The 18782-nt window shown below is 67.5% G+C and carries 16 protein-coding genes; 7 read left to right on the top strand and 9 right to left on the bottom strand.

Annotated elements, in window-relative coordinates; translation table 11 throughout:
- Window positions 1–8: 8 nt before the first annotated feature.
- Window positions 9–1364 carry an MFS transporter gene (locus AC1D2F_RS09045; RefSeq protein ID WP_476966660.1) on the bottom strand — a complete coding sequence of 452 codons (1356 nt, stop codon included), beginning with the start codon at window positions 1362–1364 and terminating at the stop codon, window positions 9–11.
- A gap of 302 nt (window positions 1365–1666) precedes the next feature.
- Entirely contained in the window at window positions 1667–2698 is a 1032-nt protein-coding gene (locus AC1D2F_RS09040) for an Lrp/AsnC family transcriptional regulator (RefSeq protein WP_229994105.1), read from the bottom strand.
- Between the two features lie 212 nt (window positions 2699–2910).
- Between AC1D2F_RS09040 and AC1D2F_RS09035 the strand changes: the two genes are divergently transcribed.
- Window positions 2911–4176 (top strand): M20 metallopeptidase family protein, encoded by a 1266-nt coding sequence (locus AC1D2F_RS09035; RefSeq protein ID WP_476966570.1) that lies wholly within the window; start codon window positions 2911–2913, stop codon window positions 4174–4176.
- Between the two features lie 23 nt (window positions 4177–4199).
- A complete protein-coding gene (locus AC1D2F_RS09030; RefSeq protein WP_229994069.1) occupies window positions 4200–5489 on the top strand; it encodes an MFS transporter in 1290 nt (429 codons plus the stop codon).
- Window positions 5490–5599: 110 nt separating this feature from the next.
- Here AC1D2F_RS09030 and AC1D2F_RS09025 read toward each other — a convergent pair whose 3' ends face one another.
- Window positions 5600–6862, bottom strand: a complete 1263-nt coding sequence (locus AC1D2F_RS09025; protein ID WP_476966569.1) for an MFS transporter — start codon at window positions 6860–6862, stop codon at window positions 5600–5602.
- A 103-nt stretch (window positions 6863–6965) separates the two neighbouring features.
- On the opposite strand from AC1D2F_RS09025, the gene trmB reads away from it, so the two are divergent.
- A complete protein-coding gene (trmB, locus tag AC1D2F_RS09020) occupies window positions 6966–7922 on the top strand; it encodes a tRNA (guanosine(46)-N7)-methyltransferase TrmB (protein WP_364748588.1) in 957 nt (318 codons plus the stop codon).
- A gap of 104 nt (window positions 7923–8026) precedes the next feature.
- Entirely contained in the window at window positions 8027–8833 is an 807-nt protein-coding gene (locus tag AC1D2F_RS09015) for a DUF1206 domain-containing protein (RefSeq protein WP_364748591.1), read from the top strand.
- A gap of 2 nt (window positions 8834–8835) precedes the next feature.
- On the opposite strand, the gene AC1D2F_RS09010 is transcribed toward AC1D2F_RS09015, so the two are convergent.
- Entirely contained in the window at window positions 8836–9519 is a 684-nt protein-coding gene (locus AC1D2F_RS09010) for an anti-sigma factor family protein (RefSeq protein ID WP_364748593.1), read from the bottom strand.
- Window positions 9516–10016, bottom strand: a complete 501-nt coding sequence (locus tag AC1D2F_RS09005) for a sigma-70 family RNA polymerase sigma factor (RefSeq protein ID WP_229994318.1) — start codon at window positions 10014–10016, stop codon at window positions 9516–9518. Before AC1D2F_RS09005 ends, AC1D2F_RS09010 begins: the two co-directional genes overlap by 4 nt.
- A 188-nt stretch (window positions 10017–10204) precedes the next feature.
- Here AC1D2F_RS09005 and AC1D2F_RS09000 point away from each other — a divergent pair, with 188 nt between their 5' ends.
- Window positions 10205–10732 carry a COG4315 family predicted lipoprotein gene (locus AC1D2F_RS09000; RefSeq protein ID WP_229994319.1) on the top strand — a complete coding sequence of 176 codons (528 nt, stop codon included), beginning with the start codon at window positions 10205–10207 and terminating at the stop codon, window positions 10730–10732.
- 114 nt (window positions 10733–10846) lie between these two features.
- Here AC1D2F_RS09000 and AC1D2F_RS08995 read toward each other — a convergent pair whose 3' ends face one another.
- Window positions 10847–11758 (bottom strand): DMP19 family protein, encoded by a 912-nt coding sequence (locus AC1D2F_RS08995; protein WP_476966568.1) that lies wholly within the window; start codon window positions 11756–11758, stop codon window positions 10847–10849.
- Between the two features lie 196 nt (window positions 11759–11954).
- Here AC1D2F_RS08995 and AC1D2F_RS08990 point away from each other — a divergent pair, with 196 nt between their 5' ends.
- Window positions 11955–15404: a DEAD/DEAH box helicase gene (locus tag AC1D2F_RS08990; RefSeq protein ID WP_476966567.1), complete on the top strand. Its 3450-nt coding sequence runs from the start codon at window positions 11955–11957 to the stop codon at window positions 15402–15404.
- Window positions 15405–15443: 39 nt separating this feature from the next.
- Here the strand turns inward: AC1D2F_RS08990 and AC1D2F_RS08985 are convergent, their stop codons facing one another.
- The gene (locus AC1D2F_RS08985; RefSeq protein ID WP_476966566.1) at window positions 15444–15908 is read right to left on the bottom strand and encodes a hypothetical protein; all 465 of its coding nucleotides are present in this window, start codon (window positions 15906–15908) and stop codon (window positions 15444–15446) included.
- 9 nt (window positions 15909–15917) lie between these two features.
- Window positions 15918–17840 carry a primary-amine oxidase gene (locus AC1D2F_RS08980; protein ID WP_414645565.1) on the bottom strand — a complete coding sequence of 641 codons (1923 nt, stop codon included), beginning with the start codon at window positions 17838–17840 and terminating at the stop codon, window positions 15918–15920.
- Between the two features lie 118 nt (window positions 17841–17958).
- On the opposite strand from AC1D2F_RS08980, the gene AC1D2F_RS08975 reads away from it, so the two are divergent.
- Complete coding sequence (locus AC1D2F_RS08975) at window positions 17959–18549, top strand: TetR/AcrR family transcriptional regulator (RefSeq protein WP_476966565.1); 591 nt, start codon at window positions 17959–17961, stop codon at window positions 18547–18549.
- Here the strand turns inward: AC1D2F_RS08975 and AC1D2F_RS08970 are convergent.
- The coding region (locus AC1D2F_RS08970) for a transposase (protein WP_476966564.1) at window positions 18546–18782 on the bottom strand (237 nt) is incomplete at its 5' end. The two genes, AC1D2F_RS08975 and AC1D2F_RS08970, sit on opposite strands and share 4 nt — an antisense overlap.

The raw sequence follows: 18782 nt of genomic DNA, 5'->3' as shown, positions 1-18782 counted from the left end.
CGTGCCCGTTACATGGTTGTCCTGACGGCGGCCACGCGCGGGGCGACGGCCACGGCGGCGACGCCGATCACCGCAGTGAGCGCGAAGACTCCGGCAAACGAGGCCGACGGAGTCGCCGTCGCGAATGCGGCGAACACGATCCCAGTGCCGGCGAGGGCCAGGGCGCCGCCGAGGGAATCCGAAATGGACATGGCCGAACTGTTGAAGCCCTCGGTGTCCTTGGTGGAGAGGGCCAGGGTCATGACGCTAAGGCGCGGATACATCAGGCCCATCCCGCCCCCGGCGAAGATCCAGCCCCCGATCGCGACGGAGGCCGGCCAGGCCAGCACCGTTGTCACGAGGGCCAGGACGACGGCGCCAAGGACGAGGGCCGAGCCGATCCGCACCGCCCTCCGGTGCTCCAGGCGGGTCCCCAGCCTGCCCTGGATGGCCGAGGCCGCCGCCCAGGCGATGGCGCCGCCGGTGAGCGTGAGGCCTGCAAACGTCGGGGCGAAGGCGTAGCGTTCCACGAGCAGGTACGGCAGGTACACCTCGGCGCCGAAGAAGGCGGCGGACGCGAGCCCGCGGGTGAGGATCACGCTCGGGAGGCCGCGCCGGGCGGTCAGCGTTCCGCGCGGCATGAGGGGACGGACGGCCAGGAGTGCGACGGCGACGGCGGCCGCCGCCAGCACCGCGCCGGCCCCCGGTACCGCGGCGGACAGGTTCAGGCCCAGCACGGCGAGCGCTGCCAGCGCCGCCAGCCCCAGCTTTGCAAGGCCGCCCGGCGGGCCGCCGGCTGCGGTCTCCACGCTTCCCGGGGAATCTTCGGCGGCGGCGCCGGAGCTTCCGTTCAGACCGCGAAGGGCCGGGGCCGTCAGGAGCAGGGCAGGGACCACGAGTCCGACCACGCCGAGAAAGACCCACGGCCAGCCCGCCAGTTGCGCCACGGCGCCGGCCGCGAACGGACCCACGAGGGACGGGATGACCCAGGCCGCGGAGAAGGCGGCGAAGATTTTCGGATGCAGGACCGGCGGGTAGACCCGGGCAATGACAACGTACAGGGCCACGGTGAGCCCGCCCCCGCCGAGTCCCTGCACGAGCCGCCCGGACACAAGGACCGGCATGGTTCCGGCGGTACCGGCGATGAGCAGGCCGAGCACGAACATGCCCACCGCGGCCAGGAGCGGCGCCACCGGCCCCTTGCGGTCCGACCAGCTTCCTGCGGCCACCATGCCGATCACCCCGGTGGCCAGCGGTCCGGCGAAGGCCAATGCGTAGAGGCTCGCGCCGTCCAGTTCCCGGCTGACGAGCGGCATGATGGTGGTCACCGCCAGGGATTCGAAGGCCGCCAGGAACACCAGCGCGCAGGCGCCGAGTGTCACCATCAGGTAGCTGCGGTGGAAAATTCCGGCCGATTCCGGGACGGGTTTCGGACTGGATTTCTGAAATGGTGGGTCGGTTCGGGACACGGGCGGGACCTGATCGGTAGACATGGACGCAGCCCTAAAACCTCAACTCGGCTTGAGGTCAAGGCCAGTCCGGGCGGGAACGGGGCTGGCGGCGCGGCTCCTGACGCAGCAAGTGAAGCAGGTGCAGGGCGCCTACGGGAAGCATGCCACAACTTGGAACCGCGGCACGCCGTGCCCCGGTTCTCAGCTGTCAGTCAGCCCCGGTGGGTACGCCGCGGTCAGCCTGCCGCGTCGGACCCCTGGGCCGGAACCACGACGGCGCCACTTGCCCTTGAGTCCGGGTTCAGCATCCAGCCCACGCGCTTGACGGTGCTCAGCATGACGACGCTTTCCACGAGCACGATCCCGGGCACTTTCTGCTGCAGCGCCACCTCGATGTTCATGACGTCCGCCAGGGACTGCAGCCACATGATGATCACGAAGTTCGTGGGCCCCGTGGTGGAGGCGCTGAGCCGTACGTTCCGCATGGTCCTCAGCTCGGCTGCGGCTGCCTCGTGCCGCCCCGCGGGGACATTGACGAACCATTGGCAGGTCACGGGGAAGGCCGAGAACTTCTGGGCCACCTCGCACCGGAAGGACAGGATGCCGCTGGCGAGCACGCGGTTGAGCTGGCGCTGGACGGTGGCGGGGTGCCTGCCCAGCCCGCGGGCAATGTCCGCCGCCGTGGCCCGTCCGTCCCTGGCCAGGAACGGCAGGAGCGCCAGGTGGCTGTCCGGCAGCGCTTCCCGGGCGGCAGCCCGGGCAACCCCGGTGGCCTCGTGGCCGGCCAATGCCCGCACGGCAGCCTGCTGTGCGCGGCTCAACACATTGAGCCGCCAGGAGCCGCCGCTCGCGTGCAACCTGGTGCACAGGGCGGTCTGATATTTGAGGAGGCCGTCGATCTCCTTCAGCCGCGAGATGACCTTCAGGCTGAAATCGTCCAGGGAGGGCGTAATGACGGTCAGCATGAGATCCCGGTTGCTGGCCGCCTCCTCCACCGTGACGATTTCCGGCATCTCGGCGAGCCTGGCGGTGACTTCCTCGCGCCGGTGCATTTCACAGTCCACGGCGACGAATGCCAGGCACATCTGCTGAGGGTCGCCGATCAGGTGGGCCGTGACCCAGGAAACGCCAGATGCCAGCAGCCGCTCCCAGCGGGCGGCGAGCGTGGTGGCGTGAACGCCCAGCACCTGGGCTGCATCCGCCCAGCTCAGGCGCGGGGCAATCTGCAGGACGTTGATCAGGGCGAGGTCGTCCTCGCTGAGTTCCATCATTCTTCCCTTTATTCGTGCACGAAACCTGCGGTGGCGGCACTTTTTTGCATTTTTTCTGGCCTTGAACCGCATGTGAACCATGTCACTTGAGAATAGACGCAGGACGTCCTCACCGGACGCGAACCAAGCCAAATCACAATCTAAATCCCAAGCCAGTGCCACAACCCAGCGACTTCGACAAACAAGATTTCGACAAACAAGGAGAACACGTGCCGATCACCGCAGATGCCCGGGAAATGCAGGCGGACCTTGCCCGGCTCCGCCATGAACTGCACCGGGAACCCGAGATCGGCCTGACGCTGCCCCGCACCCAGGAAAAGGTGCTCAAAGCCCTGGACGGGCTTCCCTTTGAGATCACCCTGGGCCAGGACACGACGTCGGTCACCGCGGTACTTCGCGGCCAGGCGTCCGGAACCGGCGCCGGCTCCCGCCCGGCCGTGCTGCTGCGGGCGGACATGGACGGCCTGCCCGTCCAGGAGAAAACAGGCGTGGACTACACGTCCCGGATCGACGGCGCCATGCACGCCTGCGGCCACGACCTGCATACTTCCATGCTGGCAGGGGCCGCCACGCTCCTGGCCGAACGCCGGCACCGGCTGGCCGGCGACGTCGTCCTGATGTTCCAGCCCGGCGAGGAGGGCTTCGACGGTGCCAGCCACATGATCCGCGAAGGCGTGCTGGATGCCGCCGGCCGGCGTGTGGACGCCGCCTACGGCATGCACGTGTTTTCCGCCCTGGAACCGCACGGGACGTTCTGCACCAAGCCCGGCGTCATGCTCAGCTCTTCCGACGGCCTGATGGTCACCGTGCTCGGCGCCGGCGGCCACGGGTCTGCCCCGCACTCTGCCAAGGACCCCGTGACGGCGGCTGCCGAAATGGTCACCGCCCTCCAGGTCATGGTCACCCGCCAGTTCAACATGTTCGATCCCGTAGTCCTCTCCGTGGGGGTCCTCCAGGCCGGCACCAAGCGCAACATCATCCCGGAAACCGCGCGCATCGAGGCCACCATCAGGACCTTCTCCGAGGAATCCCGGCAGAAAATGATGGACGCCGTGCCGCGCCTGCTGAAGGGAATCGCGGCGGCGCACGGCCTCGACGTCGACATCGACTACCAGCAGGAATACCCGCTCACCATCACGGACGAGGACGAAACGCACACCGCGGAAAACGTCATCGAGGGCCTGTTCGGCGATTCCCGGCTCGCCCGCTGGGCCACTCCACTGAGCGGCTCCGAAGACTTCTCCAGGGTTCTCGCCGAGGTCCCCGGCACGTTCATCGGGCTGAGCGCCGTCCCCCGGGACGCCGACCACGCCGCATCCGCGTTCAACCACTCCCCGTACGCCACGTTCGACGACGGCGTGCTGGCCGACGGCGCCGCGCTCTATGCGGAACTCGCCATTTCGAGGCTGGCCGCACTTGCGGCGGCCGATGCTCCCGCCGCGGCCAACACCGCCGCTTCCTCCACCCTTTCCTAGCCCACCCCCTGAGGGAGAAGACCATGACTACAACCGCGAGCACGCCGCTGGCGACCCGGACGTCCACCCGTAAGACGATCATCGGCACCGGCATCGGCAACGCTGTCGAATGGTACGACTGGGCCATCTACGCCACGTTCACGCCGTTCATCGCCAGCCAGCTTTTCAGCAAGTCGGATCCTGCGTCCGCGGTGCTGTCCACGCTGGCAATTTTCGCCGTCGGCTTCGTTGCCCGCCCTTTCGGCGGCTTCCTGTTCGGGTGGATCGGTGACCGGATCGGCCGCAAGGCATCCATGACCCTGGCCGTGGGGCTCGCGTCGGTGGGCAGCCTGATGATCGGCATCGCGCCGACGTTCGCGGCCGTCGGCGTATGGGCATCGCTCACGCTCCTGGTGGCACGCCTGATCCAGGGCCTGGCGCATGGCGGCGAGCTGCCGTCGTCGCAGACGTACCTGTCCGAAATGGCGCCGAAGGAACACCGCGGCTTCTGGGCCACCCTGATCTACACGTCCGGCACTGTGGGAATCCTGTTCGGAACCCTGCTGGGTGCCGTGCTGAACATGACCCTGAGCACCGAGGTCATGAACGCGTGGGGCTGGCGCATCCCGTTCCTGATCGGCGCGGCCATGGGTCTCTACGCGCTGATCATGCGGTCACGGCTGCATGAAACGGACGTCTTTGAGGGCGAAGCCACTGCGGAAAAGCGCGCCCCGATCTGGCCGCAGATCGTCCGCCACCGCAAGCAGGCCCTCCAGGTGATCGGCCTGACCGTCGGCCTGACCGTCATCTACTACATCTGGGGCGTCGTGGCCCCCAGCTACGCCACCACCGCCCTGAAGATTGACCGCGGCGAGGCCCTGTGGGCCGGGGTGATCGGCAACATCGTATTCATCGCGGCGCTGCCGTTCTGGGGCAGGCTGTCCGACCGGATCGGACGCAAGAAAGTGCTGTGGGCCGGTGCAATCGGCGCAGGCGTCATGCACTTTCCGATGACCGCCCTGCTGAAGGATTCCGCCTGGCAGCTGGCCGTCAGCATGTCCGTCATGCTGATCTTCATCGCCGCCAGCGCGGCGATCGTCCCGGCCGTGTACGCCGAACTGTTCCCCACGAGCATCCGCACGGTGGGCGTCGGCGTCCCCTACTCCATCTGCGTAGCGGTGTTCGGCGGAACCGCGCCCTATCTCCAGCAGTGGCTCGGCACCACCGTGCAGATGCCCCAGCTGTTCAACGTGTACGCCGTGATTCTCCTCGCCATCTCCGCGATGTTCGTCTTCACCATCCCGGAAACGAAGGGCAAGGACCTCACCCTCTGATCCTGTCCCGCCAGGTTGAGCTATCGGTTGTTGCTGTTCTGGAAGGCTCAGGACAGCAACAACTGATAGCTCAACGTGTTTTTGGGGTCAGTTGGGGGGCAGCAGGGCGGTCAACCGCCGACAAAACGGTCGCGCCCGGCCCTGTACCCGAACACGGCGGCGAGCGAGCCCACCAGTAAGAACAGCACGCCCGCTGCGGCGAAGGACCCGGTGGACTGGTGGAGTTGGCCCACCAGGAGGGTGCCGCTGGAGCCAAGCCCGTAGCCCACGCCCTGCATCATCCCGGAGAGGTGGGACGCGGTGTGCCCGTCGCGGGTGCGGACCATGATCAGGGTCAGCGCCGCGGCGGTCAGGCTCCCCTGGCCCAGGCCGAGCAGCCCGGTCCACAGCCAGATCAAGTCCAGGGGGCCGAAGATGCTCAAAGCGAACCCTCCCCCGGTCATGAGCGCCACGGCCGTGTTGATGCCGCGCTGGTCCCGGAACCGCGTGGCCAGCGCAGGCGCGAACAGCGAGCCCAGCATCTGCAGCACAATCGAGGCCGAGACGATCAGGCCGGCCGTGCCGCCGTCCACGCCGCGTTCGCGCAGGATCGGGGCCAGCCAGGCAAAGACACTGAAGGACATCATGGCCTGCAGGACCATGAACGCAGTCACGTTCCAGGCCACGGCGGAGCGCCAGACGCTGACGCCTCCGGCTGGCCGCGGCGGCCCGCCGGGACCTGCCCGGAGCGCCGGCGGCAGGAACAAGAGAAGGACGACGCCGGCCGGCAGCGCCCAGAACCAGAGCGCGGCCGTCCACTGCCCTGTTGCGCGGAAAACCGGGAACGTGAAACCCGCACCAAGGGCGGCCGAGGCGCAGATGGCCGTGGTGTACAGGCCGCCCATGAGGCCCAGGCGGTGCGGGAAGTCACGCTTGACGACCCCGGGAAGCAGCACGTTGCACAGCGAAATCGCGGCGCCGCACGCGGCGGTTCCGGCGAGCAGGGCCGGCAGATGGCCGGCCGCGGGCAGCTCCACGGGCCGCAGCAGCAGCCCGGCCGTGAGCACAGCCATGGCACCCAGCAGCACACGCTCGGCGCCGAACCGGCGCGCCAGCCACGGGGCCAGCGGGGCGAACACACCCAGCAGCGTCACCGGCACAGTGGTCAGCAGCACGACCGCCCAGGCCGGAAGCCCGGCGTCGGCCGTCACCTCGGGCAGTACCGCCGCGAAGCTCGAAAACACGGTGCGGAGATTCAGCCCGATCAGGACAAGGCAGAGGCCCATGTACGCGAGCATGCGGCGGCCGGGGGCGCGGGGCGCTCCGGGTGTGTCATCCCGGACAGCAACGCTGGCCGAAAGGTCCTGCTCGTCAGTTTTCCCAGCTGAAGTCACCCGCCCAATTCTTGCAGGCCCCGTCCCGCCGCCCCTTCGCCGGGAGGTCGCGGGGTCCCCCCGGGGGCGCCCCGGCCCCGCAAACTCAACTATTCTGGTAGGGATGAGCGAATCCCCAGAATCCCCCGGCACCCCGGCAGACCCGGATCCCGGCACCCCTGAAGAGACCCGACTTCCGCGCCCCGTGACCCCCGGCAGCCAGGCCTCGTTCGGCACGTACGGAGGCCGTCCGGTGAGCTTTGTGCGCCGCGGCACGCGCCTGCAGGGCCGCCGCCAGGCCGCATGGGAGGAGCACGCGGACCGCTGGGCGGTTGAGGTCCCCCGCCATGTCGCCAACACCTCAGTGCACCCGGACTACATGTTCGACGCGGAGGCCGAATTCGGCCGGACGGCTCCGCTGATTGTGGAGATTGGCTCCGGACTGGGCGACGCCGTATGCCACGCCGCGGAGGAAAACCCGGACAATGACTTCCTTGCCGTGGAGGTTTACACCCCCGGCCTGGCCAACACGCTGATCAAGATCAACAGCCGCAAACTGAGCAACGTGCGGGTAGTGGAGGCGAACGCCCCCGAGGTGCTCGCGACCATGCTCCCCGCCGGCTCCGTCACGGAACTATGGGTCTTCTTCCCGGACCCGTGGCACAAGTCCCGGCACCACAAGCGCCGCCTCATTCAGCCGGACTTCGTGGATCTCGCCGCCCGGGCCATCAAGCCCGGCGGCATCTTCCGGATCGCGACCGACTGGTCCAACTACGCCGTTCACGTCCGCGAGGTCATGGCGGGCTCGGCGGAGTTCGAGAACCTGCACGAGGGTGAACGCGCCGGTGCTGACAGCCCCCTGACCCAGGTGTGGGAATCCGGCGTCGAGTCCCGCGTGGGCGGGGCGCCCGTCAAGGAAGGCCGGGCACCCGTCAGCACCGAGCACACCGGGCCCAACGAGGGCGTCGACGGAACCGGCGGCTGGGCGCCGCGGTTTCACGGCCGGATCCTGACCAGCTTCGAGAACAAGGCGCACGAGGCCGGGCGCCTGATCTTCGATCTCAGCTACCGCAGAATTTAGGCACCCCGGGCCCCGCAGGCATCTGTTCCTGAGCGGCTTGGCGTGGCACGATTACGGAACGAACCACGCTGGGTAGCACTAAGGAAACGATCATCAAAGAAGAAATGAAGGACGCCGCGGACGTCGCCGAGGACGTCACCAATTCGAAGCCCCTCGAAATCGCAGCACGGGCCGGTTTCGCTGTGTCCGGGTTGCTGCACTTCCTGATCGGGCTGGTCGCGATCCGGCTCGCCATGGGTGGCCGGGGCCAGGCCGACGTCAGCGGCGCGGTGGAAGAGCTCGCCGCGCAGCCGGCCGGGCCGTTGCTGCTCTGGACCGCTTTTGCCGCCTGCGTTGCGCTGGCCATCTGGCAAGCATCCGACGCGATTTTCGATTTCGGGCACCTGCCGACCAAGAAAAAGGTCGGCAAGAAACTCAAGGCAGCCCTGCAGGCCGTGGTGTACGCCTTTTTCGCGCTCACGCTGGCGTCGGTCGCCACCGGGGCCGGCTCCGATAACCGTGAGTCAACTTCCGATATGACCGTAAACCTCATGAAGGCCCCGGGCGGCGTGGCGCTCCTGATGGTCATCGGCGCCGCGGTAGCCGTCACGGGGATCGTCTACGCGATCCGCGGCTTCCGGAAGTCCTTCCTCAAGTACCTGCGCATGCCGGCCCAGAAGCAGGCGCGTACTGCTGTGACGGTCATCGGCGTCGTCGGCTACGTCGCGAAGGGCTTCGCCCTGCTGCTCGTGGGCCTGCTGATCATCATCGCCACGGTGACGGCGCACCCCGAACAATCAACCGGGCTCGACGGCAGCCTGAAGGCCCTGCGGGAGCAGCCGTTCGGTGTGTATTTGCTGGCCGCCGTGGGGGTCGGCCTGATCTGCTACGGCATCTACATGGCGGTGCGCGCCAAGCTCGCGAAGATGTAGGGCTAGCCCTGAGGCACGGCGATAACAGCTACGGTCTGCTGCTGCTCGTCGCGCATCTCGACACTGGCTATCCTGGCCAGCTGCACCGGCGTCGCCCCCGTGATCCGCACCCTGCCGCTCGGCGTCGCCGTCCACGCGCAGGCACGGTCTTCGCCGCCGTCACGGTCCTTCACCCACAGCGAGAGGGTCCCGTCGTGGGGCAGGCTCCGTCCGTCCACCGCCAGCTCGGTGCCCCAGGTTTTCTTGACAAGCCCCACCGTAACCTCAAGTCCGCTGCTGGCCTCAACGGAATAGCTCGCGTCCGGTTTGGCGGGTTGGTTCAGCAGCGGAGCGGCCATGACCCCCAGCACCAGGCATGCGGCGGCGGCTGCGGCCACGGCCGTCGCCCACAGGCGCCGCACTCGCCGGCGGCGGGCGGCGAGCTCGTCCAGGAGCCGGCGCGGGACAGGTACCGGTTCCGGCGGAACAAGTGCCCGCTCGCGGGCAGCCGCAGCCGCCGCGGTGAGCGCGATGGCGTCGGACACCGGGATCGCGTCGAGCAGCGCGGGGAGGCTGGCGAGATCGTCCAGCTCCTGGCGGCAGTCGGCACACACGGCAAGGTGCTGTTCGAAGGCTGCGGCCTCGGCTGGCTCCAGCCCGCCGAGCAAATACGCGCCGAGGAGTTGATGCAGCTCGGTCCCGTTCACCGCTGCACCCCCATTTCGTCGAGGATCGTCCGTAGGGCCCGCACGGCGTAGAACGCCCGGGACTTCACCGTGCCGCTGGGGACTTTCAATTGGGCGGATGCCTCCTGGACTGTGTAGCGGCGGTAGTGGAGCGCCACAAGGACTTCGCGGTGCTCCGCGCTGAGCCGCAGCAATGCCTCCTCCATCAGGACCTTGTTGAGCAGGTCATCGATGCGCCCGGCGCCGTCCGCAACGTCCGGGACATCGCGTTCGCCGGCTTCCTGCGGACGTCGTTGGGCCTTGCGGTAGTTGTCGATCATGATGTTGCGGGCCGTTCGGAACAGGTAACTGCGCAGGCTGCCGGTGATCTGCGGCGCCTGCTGCCAGACCCGCAGCACGGTCTCCTGGACGACGTCGTCGGCGAGCTGCGGATCCCGGGAGGCGCTAAGGACGAAGCGCTTCAAGGCCGTCCCATGGTCGCGGTAAATAGCAGCCACGACGTCTTCGTCCAGCGGCATGTCCCACCTCCCGGGATTTCTTGTTCTGCCCCTGTACGACGTACGGGCGCACCCAATAGTTCAGTGTGCCCCCAGGACAGCCCCGACATAAACATGTCAGCTCCGCCTTGAACCATTCCGCGCTCAATGGCGTCGTATCTCGTAGCGCCGGCCTCCGAGTTGGGCTGGCTCGAGCCTAGGAGCAGCAAATGAAGAAGCACCTCAGCATTGGCTTGTCCGCATTCGCCCTTGCCGCGCTACTGTCCGGCTGCGGCGGCGGAACGACCACGACGCCGACATCGGCGGCACCGGCCACCTCCGCTCCCGCAGAATCCAGCGCACCGGCGACTTCGGCCCCCGCGTCCATGTCCGCTGCGGAGCTCTCGGTGGGCGAGTCCAAGGCGGGCCAGATCGTGGTGGCCGGCCAAGGACTGAGTGTCTATTACTTCACCAAGGACACGAAGGACTCCGGGACCAGCGCCTGCACCGGCGACTGCCTGGTGGCGTGGCCCCCGGTCACCTCGACGACGGCGACCCCCACCGTTAACGGCGTCACCGGCAAGGTCGGAACCATCCCCACGGCCGATGGAAAGATGCAGGTGACCATCAACGGGATGCCGATCTATTACTACGAAAAGGACAAGGCCGCGGGAGACATCACGGGCCAGGGCGTCGGTGGAGTCTGGTACCTCGTGGCGCCCTCCGGGGAGATGATCACCGCACCGCCCGCAGGGTAGGCTCACAGGCCGCGGATCCGTCCAGTCCGGCTCTTCTGACCCGGCGAACCGGGCGGCGTACTGCCGGCGCCTGTTTTTGGGGGCAGGCGCCGGCCGTACCGGGGGGAAGACCGCTTACGCGCCTGCCTCTTCAAACTGCACGGCTTCTTCGAACTCGACGGCCGCGAGGATTTCCTGGGTCCGGGGGTTGAGCATGAAGGCCTCGACGTCGTCTTCGAGCATGAGGAATTCGCCCTGTTCCGTGGTGAAGTGCCAGGCCAGGGTGGTTTCCCCGTTGTGCTCGTAGTTCGGATCGCCCATGGTGATCCGCTCCAGGCTGTGGCCGGCAATGTCGCACAGCTCCCGGATAATCTGTTCGAACTCCGGCGCATCCAGGAGCGCTTCCTCGGCGGCTGCCGCCTGGCGCTCCGCGAGATCGGAAAGCCGGGCCACCCGCCCGGCAATGTGGACGTCGAGGTCGTCGTCGCCAAGGATCAGCAAGTCCGCCTGGCCGCGCAGCCAGGCGGCGTTCAGCGCCGCGATGTCCTCTGTTGCGAGGACCGATTCGAATTCCTCGTCCAGTTCTTCGATGCGCCGAACGGCGTCGGAGACTCCGTCCCCCGGTTCTTCTCCTTCTGTGTCGCCTCCGGCGTCCCAGCCGCTGCCGCCGTCGAGGTAAGTGTCGACGTCGGTGTCGGTCAGGGCGCCGAAGGCGGCCACCGTGCGGTTGAAGAGATCCAGGTGCGCGGCGGCACCCATGGCCGCCAGGCCTTCGCGGACGTAGGGATCGACTTCCTCCCGTTCGGGCGCCGTGAACACGTACTGCGCGAAGCCTCGGGCCAGCGCCTGCGTCAGGTAGAAGTCCACGTAGTAACTGCGCAGCGCGGCCGGGGAGATCTCGTCCGCGTCCAGCAACTCCTCGAACATGGCGTTGACCACGTTGACGTTCGCGTCGACAACGTCCTGGCTTCCGCCTTTGAGGCTTTCCGTGGTCAGCACGGTCGGGTAGTTGTGGGCGGACTGATTGGTGGGCACACCGTTGGTCATGCGGAATCCTTACTGCTGGCACTGCTGATACTCCGGACCTCTCCACGGTAGGTCCGTCTTCACGGCGGGCAGCCGAGCCCCAGTTGAACGTCAAGCGAAGTTTGAGCGGCGGTTCCGCGGCCACCTGCGAAGTTCCAGCGCCTGCGAAGGCTCGGTAAGATGGATCAGATGACCACCTGCCGAAAGTAGCGCGCACATGCCATCCCATCCGGACGAGAGTGCGGCACTGGCAATTCAGACTCCCGCGATCAACGACCGCTCCCTCGCGGCCGGACTCGCCTACGCCATGGGGAGCCGCGTGTCGGGGATCTCCTTCGATGCCGCCACCGGCCTGCTGCTGGGCAAAGTGCGGGGCGGTTCCGACGTGCCCTATTCCACGACGGCGAAGCTTGTCCGGAAGGCGGGCGGATGGAGCTGCACGGTGGGCGTCTGCAGCTGCCCGGTCCGCAAGGACTGCAAGCACGTGGCGGCCCTGCTCTTCGCGGCCGAAGACAACCCAGCAACCCGGCTGCAGTTGCTGGCGCCCGCCGAGGGTACACGGCTGTCCCGCCAGAGCGCGCCGCCGGAAATGGCCGACTGGGAGCAGGCCCTTGGCCCCCTGATCGCCCACCCGGGGATCACGCCGTCCGCCAACGGCACCCCGCTTGCACTCCAGTTCGACGTCGAGGAACCCGCCCCCCACTTCTCCTACACGGGTCGCCGCGATCCGCTCCGCAGCGTCCGCCAACTCAAGGCACGCCCCGTCATCATGGGGGCCAAGGGCAAGTGGATCCGCGGTGATGTCTCCTGGAGCACGCTGAGCTACCTGAACTACCGGCGCGAATGCAACGAGGCACATGTTGAGTGGATGCAGGAATTCCTCGCCTCGCACACAGCCGTGGCGAACCGCCAGCACTCCGGCACCGGACTGTGGCTGGGACTGAACACCTACGCCGGCAAGAACCTGTGGAGCCTGCTGTCCCAGGCCAAGAAGATCGGCGTCGCCCTGGTCCACAGTCGCGGCGACGAGGCGGTGCGGTTCGTCGAGCAGCCTGCCGCCGTCGGGCTGAACCTGGCGCGATTCGGCACCGGCGGCGACGACGGCGGGCTCGAGCTCGCGCCGACCATCACGGTCGAAGGCGAAGTGGTGGATCCGGCGTCGGTCGGGACCATCGGCCGCCCCGCGCACGGGATCTTCCTGGCCTCCGACGGCGACACCCTGCCCGGCATCGCCCCCGCCGACCCCGTCATCACCCTTGCCCCGCTGGAAAGCGGCCTCAGCGAGGAATTGCTGACCTTCGTCACGGGCGGGACCACCCTGCACATCCCCGCACGGGACGAAAGCCGCTTCCTGACCGGCTTTTACCCCAAGCTCAAGCAGACCGCCCGGGTCACCGCCTCCGACGAGTCCGTGGAACTGCCAACCCTTGCGGTCCCCACCCTGTCCCTGCTGGCCAACTACGGGGCGGACCACCGGGTCCGGCTGCATTGGGAATGGCACTACACGTCCGGGAACCTCGTCACGGCGCAGCCGCTGTGGCGGCATCCGGGCGATCACGGCTACCGGGACGACCCCGCCGAGGCGCGCATCCTTGAGGGGGTCGGGCAACCTTGGGACGTGGTACCGGCCCTGGGCGAATCCGCGACCGGCGGCTGGGGCACGCCGCGCCTGGCAGCCACGGCAGAACTGGCCGGACTGGACACGCTAGCCTTCACCGAGGACGTGCTTCCCCGGCTCCGCGACCTCCCCGACGTCTCCGTGGATACGTCCGGCGAGATTGCTGACTACCGCGAAGCCGAAGAAGCCCCGGTGGTGGCGATCTCCACAAAGGCGACGGACAGCCGCGACTGGTTCGATCTGGGCATCGTCATCACCCTGGAGGGCCAGCCGGTTTCCTTCGCGGCGCTGTTTTCCGCCCTCGCCGCCGGCCAGACCCGCATGCTGCTGCCCAGCGGGGCGTACTTCTCGCTGGACCTGCCAGAGCTGCACCAGCTGCGGGCGCTGATCGACGAGGCCCGCTCCCTGCAGGACAACCCCGGCGACAAGGACGCTCCGCTGCAGATCAGCCGCTTCCAGGCCGGGCTGTGGGACGAGCTGGCTCACCTCGGCATCGTCGACGAACAGGCGGCCGCGTGGCGCGAGTCCGTGGGTGGCCTACTCGAAGGCGGCATCAAGGGCCTTCCCCTGCCCGGGACGCTGAACGCCGAGCTGCGCCCGTACCAGCTGGAGGGCTTCAACTGGCTGAGCTTCCTGTACCGCCACGGCCTCGGCGGCGTGCTGGCCGACGACATGGGCCTGGGCAAGACCGTGCAGGCCCTGGCCCTGATCTGCGCCGCGAAAGACGCCGCCGGGACCGCTGCAGACCCCGATGCACAATCCGACGCACTCCCTGCCGGCCAATCCTCGGCGGGCCCTTCCGCCGGGACCGCCCCGTTTCTCGTCGTCGCCCCCACTTCCGTGGTGGGCAACTGGGAGGCGGAGACGGCACGGTTCGCGCCGGGACTGAGCGTGCGCGCCATCGGCGAAACCTTCGCCAAGAGCGGCTCGCATCCGGCCGAGGCGATGGCCGGCGCCGACATCATCATCACCTCCTATGCCCTGTTCCGGATCGACTACGAGGCCTACGCCTCCCAGGCCTGGGCCGGCCTGGTCCTGGACGAGGCGCAGTTCGTCAAGAACCACCAGTCCAAGGCCTACCAGTGCGCCCGCAAACTGCCGGCCGCCTTCAAACTCGCCATCACGGGCACCCCGCTGGAGAACAACCTGATGGAGTTCTGGGCGCTGACCTCGATCGTGGCCCCCGGACTCTTTTCCAGCCCCAAACGGTTCGCCGAGTACTACCAGAAGCCCGTGGAGAAGAACGGCGACAAGGGGCAGCTGGACAAGCTCCGGCGGCGGGTCCGGCCGCTCATGATGCGGCGCACCAAGGAGCAGGTCATCCGGGATCTGCCGCCCAAGCAGGAGCAGATCCTGGAAGTCGTGCTGAATCCACGGCACCAGAAGGTGTACCAGACGCACCTGCAGCGGGAGCGCCAAAAGATCCTGGGCCTGATCGAGGATGTCAACAAGAACCGGTTCACCATCTTCCAGTCACTGACCCTGCTCCGGCAGCTGAGCCTGGATCCCTCGCTGATCGATCCGTCACTGTCCGGTGTGCGCTCCAGCAAGCTCGATGTCCTGTTCGAGCAGCTCGCGGACCTGGTGGCCGAAGGACACCGGGCCCTGATTTTCAGCCAGTTCACCGGTTTCCTGGGCAAGGTCCGGGAGCGGCTCGTCGAGGAGAACATCGAGTTCTGCTACCTCGACGGCGGCACACGCAACCGCACCGACGTCGTGAACGAGTTCAAGAACGGCGCCGCGCCGGTGTTCCTCATCAGCCTCAAGGCCGGCGGCTTCGGCCTGAACCTGACTGAGGCCGACTACGTGTTCCTGCTGGACCCCTGGTGGAACCCGGCGTCGGAGGCCCAGGCCGTGGACCGGACCCACCGGATCGGCCAGGCCCGGAACGTCATGGTCTACCGGCTCGTCGCCAAGGACACGATCGAGGAGAAGGTCATGGCGCTCAAGGCCAAGAAATCCCAGCTCTTCGCCGACGTCATGGAAGGCGATGCGCTCACCGGCTCCGCACTGACGGCGGAAGACCTCGCGGGGCTGTTCAACGACTGACGCGGTTCACGACTGACACTGTTCAACGACTAACACTGTTCAGTCGTGGGCCTGTGCGCGGAACCGGGCCACGAGAGTCGCGGCGAGCAGCGCCGTCGTCATTTCCAGCGCGATGACCGCCAGCAGCGCCCCGGAGCCTGCGGGCACTGCTCCGGCCACTGCGGCAGCGGTTCCCGCTCCGGAGTGAAGGTGGCCCGAGCCGCCGGATCCGGTGCCGAGGAGCAGGACCGCGTGCACCCCGGTCATGGCCAGCGCCGCGGCCATCACCTGGCGCAGGGCCGTGATCCTTCCGTGGCGCCAGATGTGCACGACGCACGGCAGGCACACTGCCACCATGGCGAGCATGAGCAGGTTCAGCCATGTCCCGTGCTGGTTCCCGGCGGCAAGCCCCAGGTGGGTAAGGCACGACGCCGCCGTCACGGCGGAACAGATCCGCGAATGGAAAACGATGCCGCCCCGCCGGCCCACGCCGCCCGCAACGCCCACGCCGCCTGCAACGCTCATGGCGCCGGGCTAGCTGTGGCAGTGGCCGGCCGGCTGTGCACTCGCGGGCACATCCAGCACGGGGCTGCGGTCAAAGAAGCCCTCGGGCCGGAGCTTGAAGCCGACCGTGTCCACCGGCATGATGGGCCAGTCCTCGGGACGCGGGAAGTGGGTCAGGCCGAAAGTGTGCCACAGAACGATGTCCTGGCCGTCCAGCTCCCTGTCCTGTGCCACATACTGCGGCAGCCCGGCTCCGCCGGCGTGCTGGTTGACGAAGTCGCCTGTGGGGTAACGCTCCTCCTCCGCGAACCGGGTCACCCAGAGATCCTTCGTGGCAAAGGCGGCCCGCCGTGCGATGGAGGACTCCGGGTCGGCTAGCAGGGTGGGCTGGTTCTGGGAGTGGAGCTTGTATCCCACGGGGTCGCCGAGACGGTTCCGGGACTGCGGGTTGGAGATGACCCAGGTCCGGCCGCTGCGGGCATCGGCCTCACGCGCGCCCTCGGCTTCGCGGGCAATGACGGTGCGTTTCCGGGAGAAGGCATTGCCGCGTTCGTTGCCCTCGCCCATGGCCTGCCGGACCACGTCTTCTTCCTCGACCCGGTTGGTGAAGCCATCGATCGCCATGTCCAGGCGGGCGCTGAACAGGTGCTGGTGGTACGGGGCGCCCAGGCCGGGGGCGAGTTGGGAGATGTTGGCCGAGCCGCCTTCCGGGTAGGCGGAGGTGAAGACGACGCCGGTGGCTTTGGCCTCGAACTCGATGGTGCCGTCGAGGTAGAGGTACCAGTAGAAGCCGTAGTCGTAGTTGCCGATGGTGGTGAAGAAGGAGATCACCAGGCGGCGGTTGCGGCGGGTGTAGTTGATCCCGGTCCAGAGGTCGCTGTGCTTGGCCAGGATTCCCCAGTCTTCCTCATGCATGCAGATGCCGTTGCGGATTTCCCGGGGGTTGCCGAAGGCGTCGCTGATGACGGGGCTGAGGTAGGTGATCTCGCCGAGGCAGTCGCAGCCCAGTTCCAGCGAGTTGGCGTACTGGCCCACGAGGTATTCGCCGGTGTCGAAGTAGTTCTGCCACGACCGGATCGGCGACGGGTCCCCGTACGGGACCACCATTTCGGCGATGGATGCCCGGTTGATAATGGGCCGTTTGCGGTCGCCGTCCTGGAAGGCAAGGTTGTGCAGCACCACGCCTTCGCGGACGTCGAAGCCGACGTCGACGCTCCACTTTTCCCATTCGACGTGGTTGCCGCCGGTGACGGTGAAGCTGGGTCCGTCCGGCTGGGTGATGCTGATGGGTTTCTGCGTGGTGCGCAGCGGGCCGGTGAGTTCCGGATCGGTGTAATTTCCGTGTTCGGCGGGAACCGGGACGGCGCCGGTGTCCAGCACCTGCGTGACTTCCTGGCTGACGACGTCGACGTACGCCACCAGCCCGTCCACGGGGTGCGCCCAGGCACTGTCTTCGGGGAAATCCTGCACGAAGGCCAGGCCACGCAGGATCCGGCGGCCACGTTCCTCCGGGTACTCGAACACCCCGGCGGACAGCGGGGCGACGCGGACCTTGCTGACGTCCAGGCCCCGGCCGGCCAGCGCCTTGAGCCACCGTTGGTCCGTGGCCAGGAGTTGTTCGACGACTTCGAACTCCTCCTCCAGGACAGGAAGCTCGCCGGTCAGTACCGTGTCCAGCTCGACGGCGGAAATCACCGCGCCGCTGGAAACCGAGACGGTCACGTCGGCCGGCCTCCCTCCGGAGATGTCGTGCAGGAAGACCCGGAACCGGCGGTCCTCGGTTCCCGCCGGCGCGTTCCTGGTGGGGTCCACGAGGCCGAGGTACGCGATGCGCTTGGTCTCGCCCAGCAGGCCCGCGGTGCGCAGAATGCTTTGGACTGCGGTGATTTCGGCGTTCGTGGCCAGACTGTACGGGCTACACGGGGTGCGGATGTCGGTTAGTGCGGTCATCATGACGGCCTTCGTTCGGGGACCCTGGCGGGTCGGAACTTTATTTTCTATAGTTGTAGAGAATACGGAAATGTAAGCTGTGCCACAAGAGTCCGACGCAAGAAAATTGGGGAGCTATCCGGTGCCAAAGATTGTCGACCACGACCAGCGGCGGCTCGAACTCGTCGACGCCACGTGGCGGACCATCGCCCGGCTCGGCATTGAAAGCGCCACGATGCGCGAAATCGCCCTCGAGGCCGGCTTCGCGAACGGGGCCCTCAAACCGTACTTCCCCACAAAGGATGACCTGCTGACGTTCGCGTTCGGGCACGTCTTCAACCGCACCAACGAACGCATCGCGAAAGTCACCGCCGGGCAGTCCGGCCTGGCGGCTTTGAGGTCGTTTTGTGTCGAGGTGCTGCCCCTGGATGAGGAGCGGATCAACGAGGCCCGGATCGTCATTCCCTTCTGGCAAAAGGCCATCAACGATCCCGGCAAGGCCCGGATCCACCGGGATTCGATGCAGCAGTGGCTTGCATCGATCAGTCAGCACCTTGCCCATGCGCGGCAATCCGGCGCCGTCACCACAGCCGTCGCCGACGCCGCGCTGGCCGGGCAACTGCTCAACTTCCTCCTCGGGGCGCAGATCGCGGCGGCACTCGCCCCCGAAGGCCAGGTGGAGCTAGGGCTGAACGAGCAGCTGGAGGGCTTCCTGACCTTGCTGGGCTGCTAGGGCGTGTCTCCTAATACTTTGAGCCAGACGGTGATCGCGCGAAGGACGACGGCGCCGCGGTACGTGAGGGCGAGCTTGTCGTATCGGGTGGCGAGCCCGCGCCATTGCTTGAATACGTTGAAGGCCCTTTCGACGACGTTCCGGCGTTTGTAGGCATCTTTGTCTAGACCCACAGGTCTTCCGCCCTTGCTGCCCCGTCGCTTGCGGTTCGCTTCCTGGTCGGAGCGGGAGCG

The sequence above is a fragment of the Arthrobacter sp. P1_B3 genome, from assembly GCF_056406615.1.
Note: the sequence above shows the minus strand (reverse complement) of the source record. Positions and strands in the feature narration are given on the sequence as shown.

Coding starts and splice junctions, on each gene's coding strand:
- AC1D2F_RS09045 (WP_476966660.1), bottom strand. CDS start 1,364: ATGGTGACACTCGGCGCCTGCGCGCTGGTGTTCCTGGCGGCCTTCGAA.
- AC1D2F_RS09040 (WP_229994105.1), bottom strand. CDS start 2,698: ATGGAACTCAGCGAGGACGACCTCGCCCTGATCAACGTCCTGCAGATT.
- AC1D2F_RS09030 (WP_229994069.1), top strand. CDS start 4,200: ATGACTACAACCGCGAGCACGCCGCTGGCGACCCGGACGTCCACCCGT.
- trmB (WP_364748588.1), top strand. CDS start 6,966: ATGAGCGAATCCCCAGAATCCCCCGGCACCCCGGCAGACCCGGATCCC.
- AC1D2F_RS09015 (WP_364748591.1), top strand. CDS start 8,027: ATGAAGGACGCCGCGGACGTCGCCGAGGACGTCACCAATTCGAAGCCC.
- AC1D2F_RS09005 (WP_229994318.1), bottom strand. CDS start 10,016: ATGCCGCTGGACGAAGACGTCGTGGCTGCTATTTACCGCGACCATGGG.
- AC1D2F_RS09000 (WP_229994319.1), top strand. CDS start 10,205: ATGAAGAAGCACCTCAGCATTGGCTTGTCCGCATTCGCCCTTGCCGCG.
- AC1D2F_RS08995 (WP_476966568.1), bottom strand. CDS start 11,758: ATGACCAACGGTGTGCCCACCAATCAGTCCGCCCACAACTACCCGACC.
- AC1D2F_RS08990 (WP_476966567.1), top strand. CDS start 11,955: ATGCCATCCCATCCGGACGAGAGTGCGGCACTGGCAATTCAGACTCCC.
- AC1D2F_RS08985 (WP_476966566.1), bottom strand. CDS start 15,908: ATGAGCGTTGCAGGCGGCGTGGGCGTTGCGGGCGGCGTGGGCCGGCGG.
- AC1D2F_RS08980 (WP_414645565.1), bottom strand. CDS start 17,840: ATGATGACCGCACTAACCGACATCCGCACCCCGTGTAGCCCGTACAGT.